This is a genomic window from Larkinella soli (assembly GCF_003703975.1).
Classification (GTDB): Bacteria; Bacteroidota; Bacteroidia; order Cytophagales; family Spirosomataceae; genus Larkinella; species Larkinella soli.
This window is the reverse complement of record NZ_QTJY01000008.1, coordinates 43,994-61,084: the sequence shown is the minus strand read 5'-3', so window position 1 is coordinate 61,084 and position 17,091 is coordinate 43,994. Positions and strand designations below refer to the sequence as shown.

Below are 17,091 nucleotides of genomic sequence, written 5' to 3'. Positions count from 1 at the left end.
GGGGGTTGGGGGTGGTGACGATTACTTGCCTAAGCTGGCGAGCGCTTCCCGCTCTTTGTTCTGGATATTGTTTTTGATCTTCGGCACCGTCTTCAGGTACTCGTAAATCGATCCCACTTCATACTCGGTCAGCATCGGATGCGGTCCCATGGGGTAGCGCAGCAGGCTTCCGTCGGGGCGAACACCGGCCCGAACGACTTTAACAAACTGCTCCTTCGTGTATTTTTTGCCGATGCCGGTTTCCTCGTCGAAGGTCAGGTTCGCCGAGAAGATGGGCGTCTTTTCCAGGGTGGTAAATTCATTGCCGCCCCCGTAATAACCCAGGGATTTGCCCGGTTCCAGCGGGTTTTGTTTTGTAAAGTCGGCCGAGTGGCACATATAACAGGACCCCAGTTCATCGGCTACATACCGGCCGAAGGCAACCTCGTTGGTGCTGTCCGGGATGAATTTCTCGGTTTCCGGATAAGGCAGCGGCTTGATGACCGTGTTGCCCAGGATTTTGGCGAACAGACTGTATTCCGATGCCGGGGCCTCTTTCTTCGACGGCTGGACGGGGAAGGCGTCGGAGCGCAGCCATGCCACCACCGATTTGAGGTCTTCGTCGGCCATCAGCGGGAATTTGGGCATGATACCGGCAAAGGAACCGTCCCGGCGAATCCCGGTCCGGAGGAAATACATCAGCTCGGCGTTGCTGTACTTGCCGATCCCGACTTCCTTATCCTGGGTAATATTGACCGAATAGATGGTACCGAACAGTGGGGGCAGATCTTCGAGCTTTCTGCCCGTCAGGCGGTTTTCATTGTCGGCATGGCAGGCAATGCAGTGCATTTGGGCAATTTTTTCGCCCCGTGCCAGCCGGGCCGGCGTAGCCTCGATTTTAATTTCCTGAACAACCGGCGGGTCATAGGTCGGGACGCCCCGAATGGCGACGAAACCGATGAAACCGAGAACTCCCACCACCACCAGCCCGATGAGGATGAGAACGATTCTGAATGCTTTTTTCATGATAGCAGAGGATGTCGCCGGGGGGCGACGGTGTTCATTGTTTAAGTGTTTACTACTTGCAAATTAAGCGCTTATCGCTCTGCCGGACCGTGTCGGAATACGTCAAAAAAGCCGCATTTTCCGCCAGAGAACGACCGTTTGCTAAAGGGCGCCGGTAGGGGCCCGCTTCCCGCCGATTGGGCCGGTTTGCCCCTCAACCGGGAAAATGGTACGATGGCGGGCCGACGGGGTCGGGTTTCGTCGTGCGGATATCGGGGATTTCGAGGATCCGCAGCGGTTTCGGAGCCGCTTCGACGGATTCGATGAGGGATGCGAGCATCTGCGGCAGCAGCACCGGACTCAGCGCCCGGGCCTTTTGCCGGACCGACGGCGTCAACTCGGCCAGGGCGTAAAGGGGAAGGAGCAGAACCGGCCACCAGTGGCCGGGGCCGAGGATGTACCAGGGGCGGAGAAAGGTGCTGTTCAGACCGGCTTCAAGGGCGGCCCTCTCTCCGGCCTGACGAACCTCCTGGTACGCCTTCATGACGCGGGTCGGTTCCGTAGAAACGCTGACGTAGATGAAGTGAGAGACCCCGGCCCGGCCGGCGGCCTTCACCGACTCCTGAACCGAAACCAGGTCGATGCGCCGGAATTCGGCGGCTTTGGCGGGGGAGGGGTGCGGAACGCCCAGCAACTGAACGAACACGCACCCGAACGGAATCCGGTCGGCGAAGTCTCCGGCATCGAAGGGATTTCCTGAAATGACCTCGGCACCATCAGGGACTTTGGATTCGGAGCCGGGCCGGACCAGGGCGCAAACCCGATGCCCGCGGGAAAGAAGCCCGCGGATCAGGCGCCGGCCGAGGTAGCCGGTACCGCCGGTAATGAATACCGTTTTCATGGCTGGAAAGAAGGATAAAAAGGAGGATCGATTCGGAAATACGTACACCGGGAATTTGAGGGTGGATTTGCCGCGCCGGATTTTTTTTTAGTATCTTCCGACTTTCCACGTATTTCCTGATCGACCCTCTTATGGCTGAACCCTCCAACCTCTTAACCGAAGAAAAAACCGAATTGAAGCGCTCTCTGGGGCCGATAGACGCCACGCTGCTGGTGTCCGGGTCCATGATCGGGTCCGGAATTTTTATTGTCAGCGCCGATATGTCCCGCAATGTCGGCTCGGCGGGCTGGCTGCTGCTGCTGTGGGTGCTGACGGGCGTGATTACGGTGACGGCCGCCCTCAGCTACGGCGAGCTGGCCGGCATGATGCCCAAAGCGGGCGGTCAGTTCGTGTACATCCAGCGGGCTTACGGCTCCCTGCTTGGTTTCGTGTATGGGTGGACGGTATTTGCGGTCATTCAGACCGGGACGATTGCCGCCGTGGCGGTGGCCTTCACCAAGTATTCGGCGGTTTTCATACCGGCATTGAACCCGGAGAACGTGCTGTTCAGCATCGGCTCCTTTCCCATCAAAGGCGCGTCTCTGTTTGCCATCGCCAGCGTAGTGCTGCTCACCTGGATCAACAGTCGGGGTATTCAGAGCGGCAAGCTGATCCAGAACGTGTTCACGTCGGCCAAACTGGTATCGCTGCTGGGGCTGATCCTGATCGGTCTGGCGGTCGGGTTGGGAACGGGCATGCTTTCGGCCAATTTCGAGAACGCCTGGAGCGCGTCGCAGGCTTCCGCCGACGGCTCGGTGGTGCCGATTGCCGGGATGGCGCTGCTGCTGGCCTCCGGCGTCGCCATGATCGGTTCGCTGTTTTCGGCCGACGCCTGGAACAATGTAACCTTTATTGCCGGAGAGATTCAGGAACCCCGGCGGAACATCCCCCTGAGCCTGTTTTTCGGTACGCTGATCGTGACCGGCCTGTATGTGCTGGCGAACGTCTCCTACCTGTCGCTGCTGCCGCTGAAAGGCTCCCCGACGGCTACCGACGTGCTGGGGCGCGGGATTCAGTTTGCCGAGTACGACCGGGTGGCGACGGCGGCCTCCTCGCTGGTCTTCGGGAATGTGGCCGCCGGAATCATGGCCGTTCTGATCATGATTTCGACCTTCGGCTGCAATAACGGCCTGATTCTGTCGGGGGCGCGGCTGTATTATGCCATGGCGAAAGACGGCCTTTTCCTGAAATCCACGGCCCGGCTCAACGCCAATGCCGTTCCGGCCACGGCCCTCTGGCTTCAGTGTGCCTGGACCAGCGTCCTCTGCCTTTCGGGCACTTACGGCGACCTGCTCGACTACTGCACCTTTACCTCCCTGGTGTTCTATATCATCACCATCGGCGGGGTGTTCATTCTCCGCCGAAAGGAGCCGGATGCGGAGCGGCCCTACAAAGCCTTCGGTTATCCGGTCGTTCCGGCCCTGTACATTTTCGTCGGGGTGGTCATCTGCCTGATTCTGCTGAAAGAGAAGACGTTCAATACCGGCATGGGGCTGCTGATCGCGGGCCTGGGCGTGCCCATTTACTTTCTGACCAACCGGGGTCGGAAGAAGGCGTAGGGCACGGCCGCCCCAATTCGTCGTTCATTTGCGCAGTACAGGCGGCTTATTGCCCATTTCGGTCAGGCCCGGGGTGAAAAAACCGCAGGTTCTGCGTTACTTTCCATCTCTATACTCCCCTTGCTTCATACGAATAACCCATGAATGTTTTAATAGTGGAAGATGAGGACCTGGCCGTCCGGAAATTGAAAAAACTGGTGCAGGAAGTGGACCCGAGCCTGGAGGTGACGGGCGTTACGGCCAGTATCGAGGACACGGTGGACTGGCTGAACAACCATCCCGCCCCCGACCTCATTTTCATGGACATCGAACTGGCCGACGGGCAGAGCTTTGAAATATTCGACCAGGTCGAGGTAACCAGCACGGTCATCTTCACGACTTCTTACGACGAATACGCCCTTCAGGCCTTCAAGGTCAACAGCATCGACTACCTGCTCAAACCCATCCAGAAGGAGGACCTGCTGCGCAGTCTGAAGAAATTCCGCGACCTGAGCCAGCGCCGGAGTCGGCCCGAAGAGGAAAATGCCGGCGGTCTGAATCTGAACAAGTTGCTGCAGGAACTTCAGGTCCGGCAAACGAAAGAGTACCGCAAACGGTTTCTGGTCCGCCAGGGGCAGCGGCTGGTGTCGGTGGAAGTGCAGGAAATCGCGTTTTTCTATACCGACGAGCGGCTAAGCTTCTTCAAAACCTGGAGCAATCAGAAATACCTCGTCGACTACACCCTGGACGAACTGGAGGAGGCCCTCGACCCGTCGGCTTTTTTCCGGATCAACCGCGGTGTGATCGTCACCCACAGCGCCGTCGAGCAGATCCAGCCTTATTTCGGCAACCGACTGTCACTGGCTCTGAAACCGGCTTTTGAGAAGGAGGCTCTCGTCAGCCGCGAAAAGGTCAGCGACTTCAAGGTGTGGATGGGCAAATAAAAAAGCCCTGCCGATCATCGGCAGGGCTTTTTTACGAGTATATTTTTACATCGGGTGCCCTTCGACGGCCGGACGGCCCGACAGGGAATTGGGCGCGTTCAGGTGAGCTCCGTTATCCACACCGACGCCCAGCCGGTCCACCAGCTCTCCGCCCAGCCAGCCCGTGAAGGCCGCCAGCCCAAAGGCCAGGAACGAACAGATCAGGGCCGCCGTAGAGGGGATGTAATCGGTTTCGTCGCGACGAAAAAGCCAACTTACCGCAAACAGAATCAGGACCACCACATTGCCCAGGCCGTGCATCAGGCCGACGCTTTTGGCCCGCGTTCCGGACGGGATGGCAAACCAGTCGATCCAGCCGACCGGCGCGGCAATCAGACCTCCAATTATGCCGGCTGCCATCATCCAGTAGGCAACCACGGCCATCGTCGGGTTGTCGTTGATGAGGTAAATGATGTCGAAAATGACGGATGTTGCCAGGAGTCCCAGGGGAAACACCACCAGAATGGGGTGAGCGGGATGACCGGCCAGTTTTGCTCTGCTTTCCATATCAACACAGGTTTTTGCTATTTAACCGGCCCGGACAGGCTAAAGTTTTCAAACCTTGACGATCAGGCAACGGTTTATTCTTCAAATGATTGAATGGGCTTTTATCAGCGCAACTCGTAGAAACGATTCGGGCCGGTTCATTCGTTGATTCAATAATAAAAGGTGGAGGTGTACCCATGAACCGTATATTGATCAATCGCCTGTTACTGTTTGGAATGAGTGCACTCCTGGGAGCCTGTACGAGTGTCGGGCCGGGAAAACTGTTTCGGTCGCCCTCTCCCCATGAGCAATATGCTCAGTCTCTGAAGGATGCCAAACTGGAAAGTACGGCCCTCGGGACCGACTGGCTGGCGGCCGCCGACCGGGCGCTTCAGGATTCTATCCTGGTGACCGCCCCCTACCGGGAAAGCGGCTATTTTGCCGCCAATCGCCCCTTCGCCGTCGGCTATCGGCTGAACGGCCAGCGGGGGGACAAATTCATTATCCGGGTGGAGGTGCAGGGGCAGCAGCCGGTGCAGGTGTTCATCGACATCTTCGAACTCGACGAAACAGCCTCGGAGGGCCGCTCCGGCGACCGGCGGAAGGGCGCGTCTCCCTCCGGCCGCATCGTCTCGGCGCGGGCGGATACCAATCAGCTGGAACTGGAGGTCCGTCAGACCCGGGCGCACCTGATCCGGGTGCAGCCCGAACTGCTGCGCAGCGGCCGCTATACGATCTCGATTACCCGGGAGCCGGTGTTAAGCTTCCCGGTATCCGGCCGTGATAGCCGTCAGATCAGCAGCTATTTCGGCGTTCCCCGGGATGCGGGCCGGCGCCGGCACGAAGGAATCGACATTTTCGCCCCCCGGGGAACGCCCGTCGTGGCCGCGTCGGAAGGCTATATATCCGGTGTCGGAACGAACAATCTGGGCGGCAACGTCGTCTATCTCTCGGATTCCAAACGCAACCAGACCCTGTACTATGCCCATCTGGACTCCCAGGCCGTGCAGCAGGGGCAGCGGGTTTCCATCGGCGATACGCTCGGGTTCGTCGGCAATACAGGCAATGCCCGGACCACCGGACCGCACCTGCATTTCGGGATTTACAGCTTCAATGCCGGAGCCGTCGATCCGCTGCCGTTTGTCCGGCGGGGAACCGGTCCGGCGCGGCAGACCCTGATCCCGTATGAAAGTCTCGGCGATTCCGTTCGGGTTTCGGTCACCCGGGCCGTGGTGCGGCAGTCACCCAACGGGGATGCGCCCGTTCTGCGTGAACTGCCCCGTTCGTCCGCTTTCACCATTACGGGCGGAACGGCCAACTGGCTGCGGGTCGAACTGCCGGACGCCGTGGTCGGCTACGTTTCCAACACGGTGGCCGAACCGGCCCGGCGGTCCCTGCGCCGGTATGCGCTGCCGGCGGCCACCGACCTGCTCGACGAAGCCGATGCGCAGGCGGCCGTGATCGAAACCCTGCCCGCAGGGGCCGCCGTCGATGTGCTGGGGAGCTACGGTTCCTTCCAGCTGGTTCGCTTCGACCGCCTGACGGGCTGGGTTGCCCGGACTCCCTGAAAAACAAAAGCCACCCGCTTCGTCGGAAGCGGGTGGCCTGATTCTATTGAAATCCGGTCGGATTATTTCGCCGAGCTGTAGTCGGATCCGGCGCTTTCCGGAAGCTGGTTCATGATGCTCTGTACCGTAGTCCGGTAAGCCACATCACGGCTGCTTTCCTTCTTGCTCTGGTTCAGCTGGCCCGTAGCCCAACCCTGCCAGATGATGTCGTTCGAACGGGCGTCATACACATTGACGACCACCCGGTTTTCTTCATACTGACGGGAATAGACGTTGTTGTAACCGGGGCCATACCACATCCAGTACGGAGACCAGGTGTTGTTCGACTGGATTTGCTGACGGTCCTTGGCGTCGGAGAAGAAACGGATGACCAGATCGGCCTCACCGCCCACTACCGGCTTATATCCCTTGGCACGCATCGCTTTGTCGATTTCATCGGCGATACGGCGCTGGTTCAGGTTGCTGCCCGCAATCGGGTCGGCATTACGGCGTTGGTCAGCTTCGATACGATACGTACTGAACTGACGAACGTTCACTTTCGGGTCGTAATCGTATTTGACGTTAACGGACGGTGCACAACTCGCTAACAGACCCACCATGAAAAGACTGGCAATTATGCTCTTGAGATTCATAGGTTGTTGCCTTTAAAGGTTCTTGAAAACAGGTCCAGAATTAACTTGAACTACTTGTTAACGCTGCTCTTTTTGTTCTTAGTATCGCGTCATTGAAATAACCGAATCCGGGCGAATATAGTTCTTTCGCGGAAGAGAAGAATCAGGGATCACATCAATTTTTCCTGTTTTATTAAACGGCTGTTTATTAACCGGTTATGGCCCTTGTTTCTGGTAGGGAGGCCATAAAAAAACCGCCGGCCCGGGAGTGAGCCGACGGTTAAAAAATGTTAAAAGCTTAGCCCTGCTGTTTAACGACCTGAACGTTCAGAACGAGCTTCACTTCGTCGCCGGCTACGACGCCACCGGCTTCGGTAACGACGTCCCAGGTCAGGCCGTATTCTTTCCGTTTGATGCTGCCGGTAATCTCAAAACCGGCTTTCGTGTTGCCCCAAGGGTCGGTCATCGTGCCGCCATGTTCAACCTTCAGCGTGACCTGTTTGGTCGTTTCCCGGATCGTCAGATTACCGGTCATTTCAAAGGTATCCTCGCCGGTTTTCCGGATGGCAGTCGATTCGAAGGTCAGTTTGGGGTGGTTGGCGGCATCGAAAAAGTCCGGTGATTTCAGGTGAGCGTCACGCTGGTCGGTTCCGGTACTGATGCTGTCGATGTCGGCCCAGAACGAGGCCTTTGCCGATTCGAAGTTTTCTCCGGCGGTTTCGAGTTTGCCGTCGAAAGTACCGAAACGGCCGGTTACGTTCGACACCATCAGGTGGCGGACCTTGAAGAGAATCTCTGAGTGGGAAGGATCAATGGTCCAGACGGTAGTAGTGGTTGCGGGAGCTGAAGTTTCCATGGCTTCTGGTTATTGGATTAATAGTGTAATGACATTCAATGTATATACATTTAATACTTTGGATTTGTTCCCGGGTTTCGAAATTTTTTTAATTCTGATAACAAAACAAAAAGCCCACTGTTCAGCGGGCTTTTTAAGAATGCGTATTATGCCGGTGAAAACCGGATCAGGATTACTTTTTGGCCGGCATTTTAAAGATGGTTTCGTCGATGGTGGGGTTCACCTCCACTTTGCTGACGGTTACCATAATCGGGCCGCCCCCCGGGATGGCGTCGTTCTTCACCTCCATGGCGAACGGAAAGGTAATTCCGTCGACCTGTTGAAAATTGGAATTGGTCATTTCCTGCCTGAAATCCTGGCCCTGTACTTTGGCCGTCACCACCACTCTCAACGGGAGGAAGGACTTGGCATCGAGATTCACCATCTCCACCCCGCCGTTCTTTTTGGTCACTTTCAGCTTATAGGTGTCCGCCGTGCCCAGGGCTTCTTTTCCGACCAGCTCGACGGTATTGCCCTTATTCTTGAAGTTGAAAAGGGAGCCGGTAAGATCCATCTGATCGGCCATCAGTTTGACCTGCTCGTCGGGGGTAGGGGTCGGTTCATTCTGACCCATCATGGGGTTGATCCCCCAGCCCTTGTCACCTTCTACCACCTGCGTCATGGTCATTCCGCCGGCGTTGATGTCCTGGCGAAGCGCTTTCTGGTGGACGGCGGTGGCGGTCTGGGTTACTTCCGTCCCCATGACCTGCATCTTCGAGCTGATCCGGACGGACTTGAGGCTATTGAGTTTATCGGCACCGCCCATGGCCTGTACGTGTTTTTCCACCACCTCGTCGACCGTCTGCGCGACTGCCATACTTCCACTCAGCCACACCAGTGCAGCGGACACCATCAACAGTTTCTTTTTCATTAGATTGGAGGTTTGTTCTTTAAACAACTATGCCAAAAATAAGGGATAAATGAAACTATATCCAGAAATTTGGCAAAAGGCATGATATAAAAGCCGAACGGCCGGTAGGGAGGATGGAAATAAAAAAGCCGCTCCTGGTAAAAGAGCGGCTTTTCGGTTCCGGTTGGGCCGGTCGTATCATTCGGCGGCAAGTGCTTCCGCACCGCCCACAATTTCAAGGATTTCCTTCGTAATGGCGGCCTGCCGGGTCCGGTTGTACACCAGCCGTAGTTCCTTCAGCAGTTCACCGGCGTTTTCGGTCGCTTTGTCCATTGCGGTCATCTGGGCACCGTTGAACGAGGCATTGGATTCCAGAACGGCCTTGTACAGCTGAATTTTCAGCGTCTTCGGAATCAGTTCGGTAATAATCTCCTCTTCCGACGGTTCGAAGATATAATTGACGCTGGTCGTTTTGGTGTTGGCCTGGGCCGAAGCCGGAACGATCGGCAGGAACTGCTCCGTCCGGATGATCTGGGTCGCCACGTTCTTGAACTCGTTGAAGATGATGTCGACGCGGTCATACCGGCCGGCCACGAACGAATCCATGATGCCTTCGGCGGCCACCCGGACCGTATCGAAGTTCAGCGAAGAAAAGACGTTGACGTAGGTCGTGTCGACGTTGAAACCCCGGCGGGCGAGTGCTTCACCCCCTTTTTTACCCAGGGCCAGAATATGCACATTGCCTCTCCGGTTCTGGTCGGCGTAGCGTTCGGCCACCAGCGCGAGCGTCGCCTTGACGACGTTGGTATTAAAGGCCCCGCACAAGCCCCGATCCGCCGTGACGACGACCAGCAGAACCCGTTCAACCGGACGGGTCTGGTTGTAGGCACTTTCAGCCGCCAGTTCAGCGCCCGCCGAAACGGTGCTGAGCATTTCGGAGAGCTTCCGGGCATAGGGACGCATCTGAATGATACGGTCCTGCGCGCGACGCAGCTTGGCCGCGGCCACCATTTTCATGGCCTTGGTAATCTGCTGCGTGGAGTTGATCGAGGCAATCCGGCTTCGTACTTCTTTTAAGCTGGGCATGACTTATAGTTTGGGGGTTTGGGGTTTGGAAGTTAAGGAGTCGATCCTCAAACTCTTACACCCCCAGACCCCTAAATTCCTAAACTCCTTGACTTTATGCGTAACGGGAGGCCAGGTCGGTGGCGACTTTCTTAATGACACCGATGATGGTGTCGTCCAGTTTACCGGCCCGGAGCTGATCGAGCGTGTCGCGGTGCTGCGATTCCATCAGCATGGCAAACTCGTTCTCATAGTCCTTCACCTTCTGGACGGGAACGGCATCCATGAAGCCGTTCGTCGAAGCCAGGATGATGGCTACCTGTTGCTCGACGGCAACCGGTGAATACTGCGGCTGCTTCAGGATCTCCTGGTTCCGGCGGCCCCGGTCGATGGTCAGTTTGGTCGAAGCGTCGAGGTCGGAACCGAACTTGGCGAAGGCTTCCAGCTCACGGAACTGGGCCTGATCGAGCTTCAGCGTACCGGCCACTTTCTTCATCGACTTGATCTGGGCGTTACCGCCCACGCGGGATACCGAGATCCCGACGTTGATGGCCGGACGGATACCGGCGTTGAACAGGTTCGACTCCAGGAAGATCTGACCATCGGTGATGGAAATCACGTTGGTCGGAATATAGGCGGAAACGTCTCCGGCCTGGGTTTCGATGATCGGCAGTGCCGTCAGTGAACCACCTCCTTTTACCTTGCCTTTCAGGGCCGGCGGCAGGTCGTTCATGTTGGCGGCAATGGTATCGTTATTGATGATCTTCGCGGCCCGCTCCAGCAGACGGCTGTGCAGGTAGAAGACGTCACCCGGGTACGCTTCGCGTCCGGGAGGACGGCGCAGCAGCAGGGACACTTCGCGGTAGGCTACGGCTTGCTTCGAGAGGTCATCGTAAACCACCAGGGCCGGGCGTCCGGTATCCCGGAAATATTCACCGATGGCCGCGCCCGTAAACGGAGCAAAGAACTGCATCGGCGAGGGATCGGCGGCCGGAGCGGCTACGATCACCGTGTAGTCCATGGCACCGGCCCGGCGCAGCGTGGCTTCCACCTGCTTGATGGTCGAGGCTTTCTGGCCGCAGGCGACGTAGATACAGTATACGGGCTGACCTTTTTCGTAAAATTCTTTCTGGTTGATGATCGTATCGATCGCCACGGCCGTCTTACCGGTCTGGCGGTCACCGATGATCAGTTCGCGCTGGCCCCGTCCGATGGGGATCATGGCGTCGATGGATTTGATACCGGTCTGCAGCGGTTCGTTCACCGGCTGCCGGAAAATAACCCCCGGCGCCTTGCGTTCCAGCGGCATCGGGAAGGTTTCCCCGGTAATGGGGCCGGCGCCGTCGATGGGCTGACCGAGCGTGTTGACAACCCGGCCAAGGATTCCTTCGCCGACGTTGACATAAGCAATCTGGTTCGTACGCTTTACCGTATCGCCTTCTTTGACTTCACTGTAGTCACCGAGCAATACGGCTCCGACGTTATCTTCTTCAAGGTTCAGGGCCAGAGCCTGCAGGCCGTTGTCGAACACCAGCAGCTCACCGGCCTGGACTTTCGACAGACCGTAAATTCGGGCAACACCGTCACCGATTTGAAGAACCGTACCGACTTCTTCGAGTTCGGCTTCGGTTCTGGCGTTCGAGAGTTGTTCCCGGAGAATGGCCGAAACCTCGTCGGGTCTAACTGATACCATATAAGTGGAAGGATCGTTTATGATGGATCTGAGAATTCGGGTGCAAAGTTACGTTATAAATTTCACTAAAACAGCGGTTAGCGCGAAAATCCTCCAAGTAATTTATACTTTTCTAAGAAAACGGTGAATCCGGCGGGCAGACGTCGGATTTTTCATGTCCGGAGCGGTCCGGTCCCCGGTTCCCGTCTCCGTTTCGGCACATCACGGGGCTGTGGTGCGCAGGAAATCATTTGTCCTGAAAATTTTAACAAAAATTAAGTCCTTCGGTTTTGAGTTACTGAAGGCTGATTCCTAATTTAGGGAGTTGACGCATCGTCTGCCCGGTACGGGTTTCATGGAAATTACCGGTTTTCGTCCGGAAGAAACCACCGCTGACTTTCGTTCCTCACCTTCCATCAATAATTTGTTCCACAAAATCCTGCTTTTGCCAAACTTTTGACTCACAACTTTACGTTTTCACCTTAAGACAGTTTTCGTTTTCTTTTTAGTATCTTTCACATGACGATTAAACAGTGGACTGTAGCCGGCGTATTGTCGGCTGTTTTTGCAACGGGTCAGGTAGTGGCTCAGACGAAGAAACCGGCTGCAAAGCCTCAATCCAAGGCTCCGGCCACCGCTTCGGCGGCTTCCACGGTACCGTTGACCAACTCCGTTGACTCAGTCAGTTACAGCATCGGTGTGAACGTTGGGCTTGGCCTGAAGCAGCAGAACCTTTCCAATGCCAATATCAGTGCGTTGATGAAAGGCCTGCAGGCGGCCATGAAGGATCAGCAGACGCAGATTTCGCCCGAGGAAGCCAATCAGATCATCGGAGCCTTCTTTCAGCGGGAGCGGACCGTTAAGGCGGAGTCCAACCGAAAAGTAGGCGAACAGTTTCTGACCGAAAACCGGAAAAAACCGGGTATCGTCACCACGGCAAGCGGGTTACAGTATGAAGTCGTCAAGGCCGGTACCGGGCCGAAGCCGGCCGCCGGCGATACCGTTAAGGCCCATTATACCGGGCGCCTGATCGACGGCACGGTTTTCGACAGTTCCGTGGAGCGGGGACAACCGCTGGAGATTCCGGTCAATCAGGTCATTCAGGGCTGGAGCGAAGCCCTGCAGCTCATGACCGTCGGTTCCAAGTGGAAGCTGTTTATTCCGGCCGCCCTGGCCTACGGAGAGCGGGGTGCGGGCCCCCAGATCGGACCCAACTCAACACTTGTTTTCGATATCGAGTTAATTGAAATAGTAAAGAATAAATGATTGATTGAATGGTTGAATGAATAAGGGCTACTTCCCGACGCGACAAGTGGCAACGCATCATTCAATCATTCTCCGACTCGACAACTCAATACTTAATCACAACGAGGGGAATATGAGAAAGTACCTCATTACGTTAGTTCCGGTGCTGATGCTTAGCCTGCAGCCGGGACCACAAGCAGGGATGTCGGCCGTGCCGGTGCCGGGCCCCAGTGCAGACGATCTGAAACCGAGCGTGTCCCAGGAGAAGGTAGAAGCCCTGGTCGCCAAATTGCTGACGACTTACCACTACCGGAAAGTAAGGCTCAACGACTCGCTTTCGTCCGTCGTCTTCGATAATTATCTGAAAGAGCTGGACAATAACAAGGCGTATTTTCTCGCATCCGACGTCAACTCGTTTGAGAAATACCGGACGAATATTGACGATCAGCTGATCAACGGGGAACTGGCGGCCGCTTACGACATCTACAACGTGTTCCGGAAGCGCTACCAGGAGCGGAATAAGTTCGTCCAGGAGAACTTTATCAAACCGTTCGACTTCTCGGCCGATGAGACCTTCAACACGGACCGCGAAAAAGCCGGCTGGCCGAAAACCGTCGAGGAGCAGAACGACCTGTGGCGGAAACTTCTGAAAAACCAGGCCCTGGAACTGAAACTGACCGGAAAGGCCGACTCTTCGGTGGTCAACAGCATGAAGTCGCGGTATAAAAACCTCGACCGCTACATGAACCGCATCAAGGCCGAGGATGTGTTCCAGATTTACATGAACTCGTTTGCCGAGGCCCTCGACCCCCATACGAACTATATGTCGCCCCGCTCGGCCGACCGCTTCAACCAGGAGATGAGTGCCTCTCTGGAAGGGATCGGCGCCCTGCTGGGGGAAGACGGTGATTATATCAAAGTAACGGACATCGTTCCCGGTGGGCCGGTTTTCAAAAGCAAGCTGCTAAACAAAGGCGACAAAATCGTCGGCGTTGCCCAGGGCGAGAGCGGCCATATGACGAGTATCGTCGGCTATCAGGTCGATGATGCCGTGAAACTGATCAAAGGTCCTAAAGGAACGACGGTCCGTTTGCAGATCGTGCCGAACGACGCCATCGCCGGCGCTCCTCCGAAAGAAATCAAGCTGGTGCGGGAGAAAATCAAACTGGAGGAAGGCCGGGCCAAGAAGGAGGTCATCGAAATCACCCAGAATCAGAAGAAATACAAGGTCGGTGTTATCACGATTCCGGTCTTCTATCGGGACTTCGAAGGCGCCCGCAAACGGGAGGAAGGCTTCGCCAGCACGACCGGCGACGTACAGAAGTTCCTGGGTGAACTGAAAACCGAGAAGGTGGACGGCGTCGTGATCGACCTTCGGGACAATGGCGGTGGATCCCTGACGGAAGCCATCAGCCTGACGGGTCTGTTCATTTCCCGCGGTCCGGTGGTTCAGGTGAAAGAAGCCATGGGCGACATCGAGGTGCAGACCGACCCCGATCCGTCGGTGAACTACGACGGCCCGCTGGCCGTTCTGGTCAACCGGTTCAGTGCTTCCGCTTCGGAAATTTTTGCGGCCGCCATTCAGGACTACAAACGTGGACTGATCATCGGCAGCCAGACCTATGGAAAAGGAACCGTCCAGACGATGGTCGACCTGAATCAGTGGCTGACCAAGGAGCCGGAGAAGGTGGGTCAGGTGAAAATGACCATCGCCAAGTTCTACCGCATCAACGGCAGCAGCACCCAGCACAAAGGGGTGACGCCCGATATCGAACTGCCGTCTGCCTTCAGTGCGGAGGAGTTCGGGGAAAGCTCACAGCCGAGCGCCCTGCCCTGGGACCAGATTGCCTCCGCCCGGTTCGAGATGACCAAGAATCTGGACGACAAGGTTCTGTCGAAACTCCGGGATAAATACGAACAGCGGCTGAAAACGGATACCGACCTGAAGCAACTGATGGCCGATTTCGCCGAACTGAAACGCGCCAAGGAGAAAACGGTGGTATCGCTCCAGGAAACCAAACGGAAAAAGGAGCGTGACGAAGCCGAGAAACGCCGGAAGTCGATCAACGCTGCGGCCGGCGAGCCGGTGGCGTCTACCGACTCCTCCATTCCGCCTTCCGATAAGGATACCAAAGGAAAGAAAGACCTGTATCTGAATGAAGCAGGCCGGATCCTGGCCGATTACATCGCCTTTACGAAGAACCCGCAGTAATCGGTTCTTCACTGAATGCCAACGGCCCCGGATTTCTCCGGGGCCGTTTTCGTTTCTGGTCTGAGGAAGGTAGGCTGATTATTTCAGCCGGAAGTGTAATCTGGCCTGGTACTCCTGTTTTTCGACATGATTCGGTTCGGTCAGGAACACCTTCTTGCCGTTAAGCTGCTTGATCAGCGTGGCATTCAGTTTTCCGTCTTCGCCGTCATACACCTGCAGGTCCGTCAGGCGGTTATTGGCGTCGATACGGAACCGGATGACGACTACGCCTTCGCTTTCGGCCTGGAGCAGCACCTCCGGGTAGGAGATGTACGAAGCAATCTGCTGCTCCAGGGTTTGTTTTAACGTAATCTTTTTAGGATTGGACGCCCGCAGGGACATAGCCAGTGTCAGACAAAGTGTACAGAAAATCATTAACGTCTTCATTACTATTTGTTGTTGGTTTGAATGGTGTGGTGGTATTCAAAAGCGTACTCTTTAAAAAAGTATGGTGTGGATATGTCGGAATCGACGTTACAAAAGTATAGACGCCGGCCCGGCGGTTTTAGCGCACAAGTACCCGATTTGCATTTTGCGTAGTTTTACCTGCCCATACGTTTGAACTACGTACCCGGAAGAAATGAGGTATAAATCAGAATAATAATAGGCGTTTCTTGTGTTTTATAATGTTTTGTTTGGCTTCTGCGGTCCGATTTGTAATTTTTATTACCTTGTAGCCACACCTGCTTTTCTCCTGAACCATGCCGAACCGTCGTACCTTCTTTCGCCAGCTGAGTGCGGCAGCCGCCCTGCCGTTCGCCCTGCCCGATTTTTCCTCTCCGGCCTCTTTCGATCTGTATAACCGGCTCCGGACTTCGCTGTCTCCGCAGCAGCTTGCGCAGGACGAGGACTTCTGGTCGTGGGTGAAGGCAGATTTTACGGTTTCTCCCAACCTGCTCAACCTTAATAACGGTGGGGTGAGCCCCCAGCCTAAAACCGTACAGGACGCCCACATCCGGTTTTACCAGTACTCCAATGAAGCGCCTTCCTATTATATGTGGCGGATACTGGATCAGGGCCGGGAAGCACTTCGGGCTAAACTCGCCGATCTGGCCGGATGCTCACCGGAGGAGGTCGCCATCAACCGGAACGCGACCGAAGGGCTGAATACCATCATTTTCGGCCTGGACCTGAAAGCGGGCGATGAAGTCGTCCTGACGAAGCAGGATTATCCCAATATGATGAACGCCTGGAAACAGCGCGAAAAACGGGACGGCATCAAACTGGTCTGGCTCGACCTGAACCTGCCCTCCGAAAATGAGGAAGAACTGGTGCGGAAATACGTCAGTGCCTTCACCGGCCGTACGCGCGTGGTTCACGTCACCCACCTTATCAACTGGACCGGCCAGATCATTCCGGTACGGAAGATAGCCGACATCGCCCGGAAGCAGGGCATCGAGGTGATCTGCGACGGCGCTCACAGCTTTGCCCACCTCGACTATAAAGTGCCGGATCTCGGCTGCGACTACTACGCAACCAGCCTGCATAAGTGGCTCTGCGCACCCTTCGGCAGCGGCATGATGTACATCCGGAAGGAAAAAATCAAAAATATCTGGGCACTGCTCTCCAATAACGAACCCGACGGCCCCGACATCCGGAAGTTCGAGTCGCTGGGAACGCGTTCTTTTGCCTCGGAAATGGCCATCGGCACGGCCGTCGATTTTCATCTGGCGATCGGGCCGGCCCGCAAGTTTGCCCGGCTGCATTACCTTAAGAACTATTGGGCGGAAAAAGTAAGGGACGTTTCGGGTGTGAAGCTTCATACCTCGCTTAAACCCGAGTTCGCCGGTGCCCTGGCCGTGGTTTCCATCGACGGCCTGAAAGGGGGCGACCTGGAAAGCCAGTTGCTGAACACGTACAAAATCCATACGACGCCGATCGTGACCGGGTCCATCAGCGGGGTGCGGGTAACCCCCCACGTGTATACCACGCCCAAAGACCTCGACCGCCTGGTGGCGGCAATCACCGAACTGGCCGGAAAACAGAAGAAAAGCTAAGGAAAC

The 17,091-nt window shown here is 56.2% G+C and carries 15 protein-coding genes; 6 read left to right on the top strand and 9 right to left on the bottom strand.

Translation table 11 applies throughout. The annotated features are described in order from the left end of the window. Positions 1-21: 21 nt before the first annotated feature. Together DX909_RS15410 and DX909_RS15405 are read right to left on the bottom strand one after the other, a co-directional pair. Positions 22-1,005, bottom strand: coding sequence for a c-type cytochrome (locus tag DX909_RS15410; RefSeq protein ID WP_128546091.1), 984 nt, complete (start codon positions 1,003-1,005; stop codon positions 22-24). A gap of 193 nt (positions 1,006-1,198) precedes the next feature. Then, positions 1,199-1,885, bottom strand: coding sequence for an SDR family oxidoreductase (locus tag DX909_RS15405; RefSeq protein WP_128546090.1), 687 nt, complete (start codon positions 1,883-1,885; stop codon positions 1,199-1,201). 131 nt (positions 1,886-2,016) lie between these two features. On the opposite strand from DX909_RS15405, the gene DX909_RS15400 reads away from it, so the two are divergent. Further along, positions 2,017-3,483: an APC family permease gene (locus DX909_RS15400; protein ID WP_128546089.1), complete on the top strand. Its 1,467-nt coding sequence runs from the start codon at positions 2,017-2,019 to the stop codon at positions 3,481-3,483. A gap of 140 nt (positions 3,484-3,623) precedes the next feature. Next, the gene (locus tag DX909_RS15395) at positions 3,624-4,406 is read left to right on the top strand and encodes a LytR/AlgR family response regulator transcription factor (protein WP_128546088.1); all 783 of its coding nucleotides are present in this window, start codon (positions 3,624-3,626) and stop codon (positions 4,404-4,406) included. Positions 4,407-4,451: 45 nt separating this feature from the next. Here the strand turns inward: DX909_RS15395 and DX909_RS15390 are convergent, their stop codons facing one another. Next, positions 4,452-4,952: a DUF2231 domain-containing protein gene (locus DX909_RS15390; RefSeq protein WP_128546087.1), complete on the bottom strand. Its 501-nt coding sequence runs from the start codon at positions 4,950-4,952 to the stop codon at positions 4,452-4,454. A 215-nt stretch (positions 4,953-5,167) separates the two neighbouring features. On the opposite strand from DX909_RS15390, the gene DX909_RS15385 reads away from it, so the two are divergent. Continuing rightward, a complete protein-coding gene (locus DX909_RS15385; RefSeq protein ID WP_229311055.1) occupies positions 5,168-6,499 on the top strand; it encodes a M23 family metallopeptidase in 1,332 nt (443 codons plus the stop codon). Positions 6,500-6,561: 62 nt separating this feature from the next. On the opposite strand, the gene DX909_RS15380 is transcribed toward DX909_RS15385, so the two are convergent. The 5 genes from DX909_RS15380 to atpA form a co-directional block, all read right to left on the bottom strand. After that, positions 6,562-7,131 (bottom strand): DUF4136 domain-containing protein, encoded by a 570-nt coding sequence (locus DX909_RS15380; RefSeq protein WP_128546085.1) that lies wholly within the window; start codon positions 7,129-7,131, stop codon positions 6,562-6,564. A gap of 277 nt (positions 7,132-7,408) precedes the next feature. Further along, positions 7,409-7,966, bottom strand: a complete 558-nt coding sequence (locus tag DX909_RS15375) for a YceI family protein (RefSeq protein WP_128546084.1) — start codon at positions 7,964-7,966, stop codon at positions 7,409-7,411. 172 nt (positions 7,967-8,138) lie between these two features. Further along, the gene (locus DX909_RS15370; RefSeq protein ID WP_128546083.1) at positions 8,139-8,876 is read right to left on the bottom strand and encodes an outer membrane lipoprotein-sorting protein; all 738 of its coding nucleotides are present in this window, start codon (positions 8,874-8,876) and stop codon (positions 8,139-8,141) included. Between the two features lie 177 nt (positions 8,877-9,053). Further along, on the bottom strand, positions 9,054-9,941 hold the full coding sequence (gene atpG / locus DX909_RS15365; RefSeq protein ID WP_128546082.1) for an ATP synthase F1 subunit gamma: 888 nt from the start codon (positions 9,939-9,941) through the stop codon (positions 9,054-9,056). Positions 9,942-10,035: 94 nt separating this feature from the next. After that, on the bottom strand, positions 10,036-11,613 hold the full coding sequence (gene atpA / locus DX909_RS15360; protein WP_128546081.1) for a F0F1 ATP synthase subunit alpha: 1,578 nt from the start codon (positions 11,611-11,613) through the stop codon (positions 10,036-10,038). A 498-nt stretch (positions 11,614-12,111) separates the two neighbouring features. Between atpA and bamJ the strand changes: the two genes are divergently transcribed. Continuing rightward, positions 12,112-12,858, top strand: a complete 747-nt coding sequence (gene bamJ, locus DX909_RS15355) for a BamJ family beta-barrel-assembly machinery protein (RefSeq protein WP_128546080.1) — start codon at positions 12,112-12,114, stop codon at positions 12,856-12,858. 112 nt (positions 12,859-12,970) lie between these two features. Next, positions 12,971-15,049 (top strand): carboxy terminal-processing peptidase, encoded by a 2,079-nt coding sequence (locus DX909_RS15350; RefSeq protein ID WP_128546079.1) that lies wholly within the window; start codon positions 12,971-12,973, stop codon positions 15,047-15,049. Between the two features lie 78 nt (positions 15,050-15,127). Here the strand turns inward: DX909_RS15350 and DX909_RS15345 are convergent, their stop codons facing one another. Beyond that, positions 15,128-15,475 carry an energy transducer TonB gene (locus tag DX909_RS15345; protein WP_128546078.1) on the bottom strand — a complete coding sequence of 116 codons (348 nt, stop codon included), beginning with the start codon at positions 15,473-15,475 and terminating at the stop codon, positions 15,128-15,130. A 314-nt stretch (positions 15,476-15,789) separates the two neighbouring features. On the opposite strand from DX909_RS15345, the gene DX909_RS15340 reads away from it, so the two are divergent. Further along, positions 15,790-17,085, top strand: coding sequence for an aminotransferase class V-fold PLP-dependent enzyme (locus tag DX909_RS15340; protein ID WP_128546077.1), 1,296 nt, complete (start codon positions 15,790-15,792; stop codon positions 17,083-17,085). Positions 17,086-17,091 lie beyond the last annotated feature (6 nt).

What these genes read in the sequence shown, in the direction of transcription:
- DX909_RS15340 (WP_128546077.1), top strand. Translation starts at nt 15,790, where the DNA reads ATGCCGAACCGTCGTACCTTCTTTCGCCAGCTGAGTGCGGCAGCCGCC.
- DX909_RS15375 (WP_128546084.1), bottom strand. Translation starts at nt 7,966, where the DNA reads ATGGAAACTTCAGCTCCCGCAACCACTACTACCGTCTGGACCATTGAT.
- DX909_RS15370 (WP_128546083.1), bottom strand. Translation starts at nt 8,876, where the DNA reads ATGAAAAAGAAACTGTTGATGGTGTCCGCTGCACTGGTGTGGCTGAGT.
- DX909_RS15390 (WP_128546087.1), bottom strand. Translation starts at nt 4,952, where the DNA reads ATGGAAAGCAGAGCAAAACTGGCCGGTCATCCCGCTCACCCCATTCTG.
- atpA (WP_128546081.1), bottom strand. Translation starts at nt 11,613, where the DNA reads ATGGTATCAGTTAGACCCGACGAGGTTTCGGCCATTCTCCGGGAACAA.
- DX909_RS15345 (WP_128546078.1), bottom strand. Translation starts at nt 15,475, where the DNA reads ATGAAGACGTTAATGATTTTCTGTACACTTTGTCTGACACTGGCTATG.
- DX909_RS15410 (WP_128546091.1), bottom strand. Translation starts at nt 1,005, where the DNA reads ATGAAAAAAGCATTCAGAATCGTTCTCATCCTCATCGGGCTGGTGGTG.
- DX909_RS15405 (WP_128546090.1), bottom strand. Translation starts at nt 1,885, where the DNA reads ATGAAAACGGTATTCATTACCGGCGGTACCGGCTACCTCGGCCGGCGC.
- DX909_RS15395 (WP_128546088.1), top strand. Translation starts at nt 3,624, where the DNA reads ATGAATGTTTTAATAGTGGAAGATGAGGACCTGGCCGTCCGGAAATTG.
- DX909_RS15350 (WP_128546079.1), top strand. Translation starts at nt 12,971, where the DNA reads ATGAGAAAGTACCTCATTACGTTAGTTCCGGTGCTGATGCTTAGCCTG.
- atpG (WP_128546082.1), bottom strand. Translation starts at nt 9,941, where the DNA reads ATGCCCAGCTTAAAAGAAGTACGAAGCCGGATTGCCTCGATCAACTCC.
- bamJ (WP_128546080.1), top strand. Translation starts at nt 12,112, where the DNA reads ATGACGATTAAACAGTGGACTGTAGCCGGCGTATTGTCGGCTGTTTTT.
- DX909_RS15400 (WP_128546089.1), top strand. Translation starts at nt 2,017, where the DNA reads ATGGCTGAACCCTCCAACCTCTTAACCGAAGAAAAAACCGAATTGAAG.
- DX909_RS15385 (WP_229311055.1), top strand. Translation starts at nt 5,168, where the DNA reads ATGAGTGCACTCCTGGGAGCCTGTACGAGTGTCGGGCCGGGAAAACTG.
- DX909_RS15380 (WP_128546085.1), bottom strand. Translation starts at nt 7,131, where the DNA reads ATGAATCTCAAGAGCATAATTGCCAGTCTTTTCATGGTGGGTCTGTTA.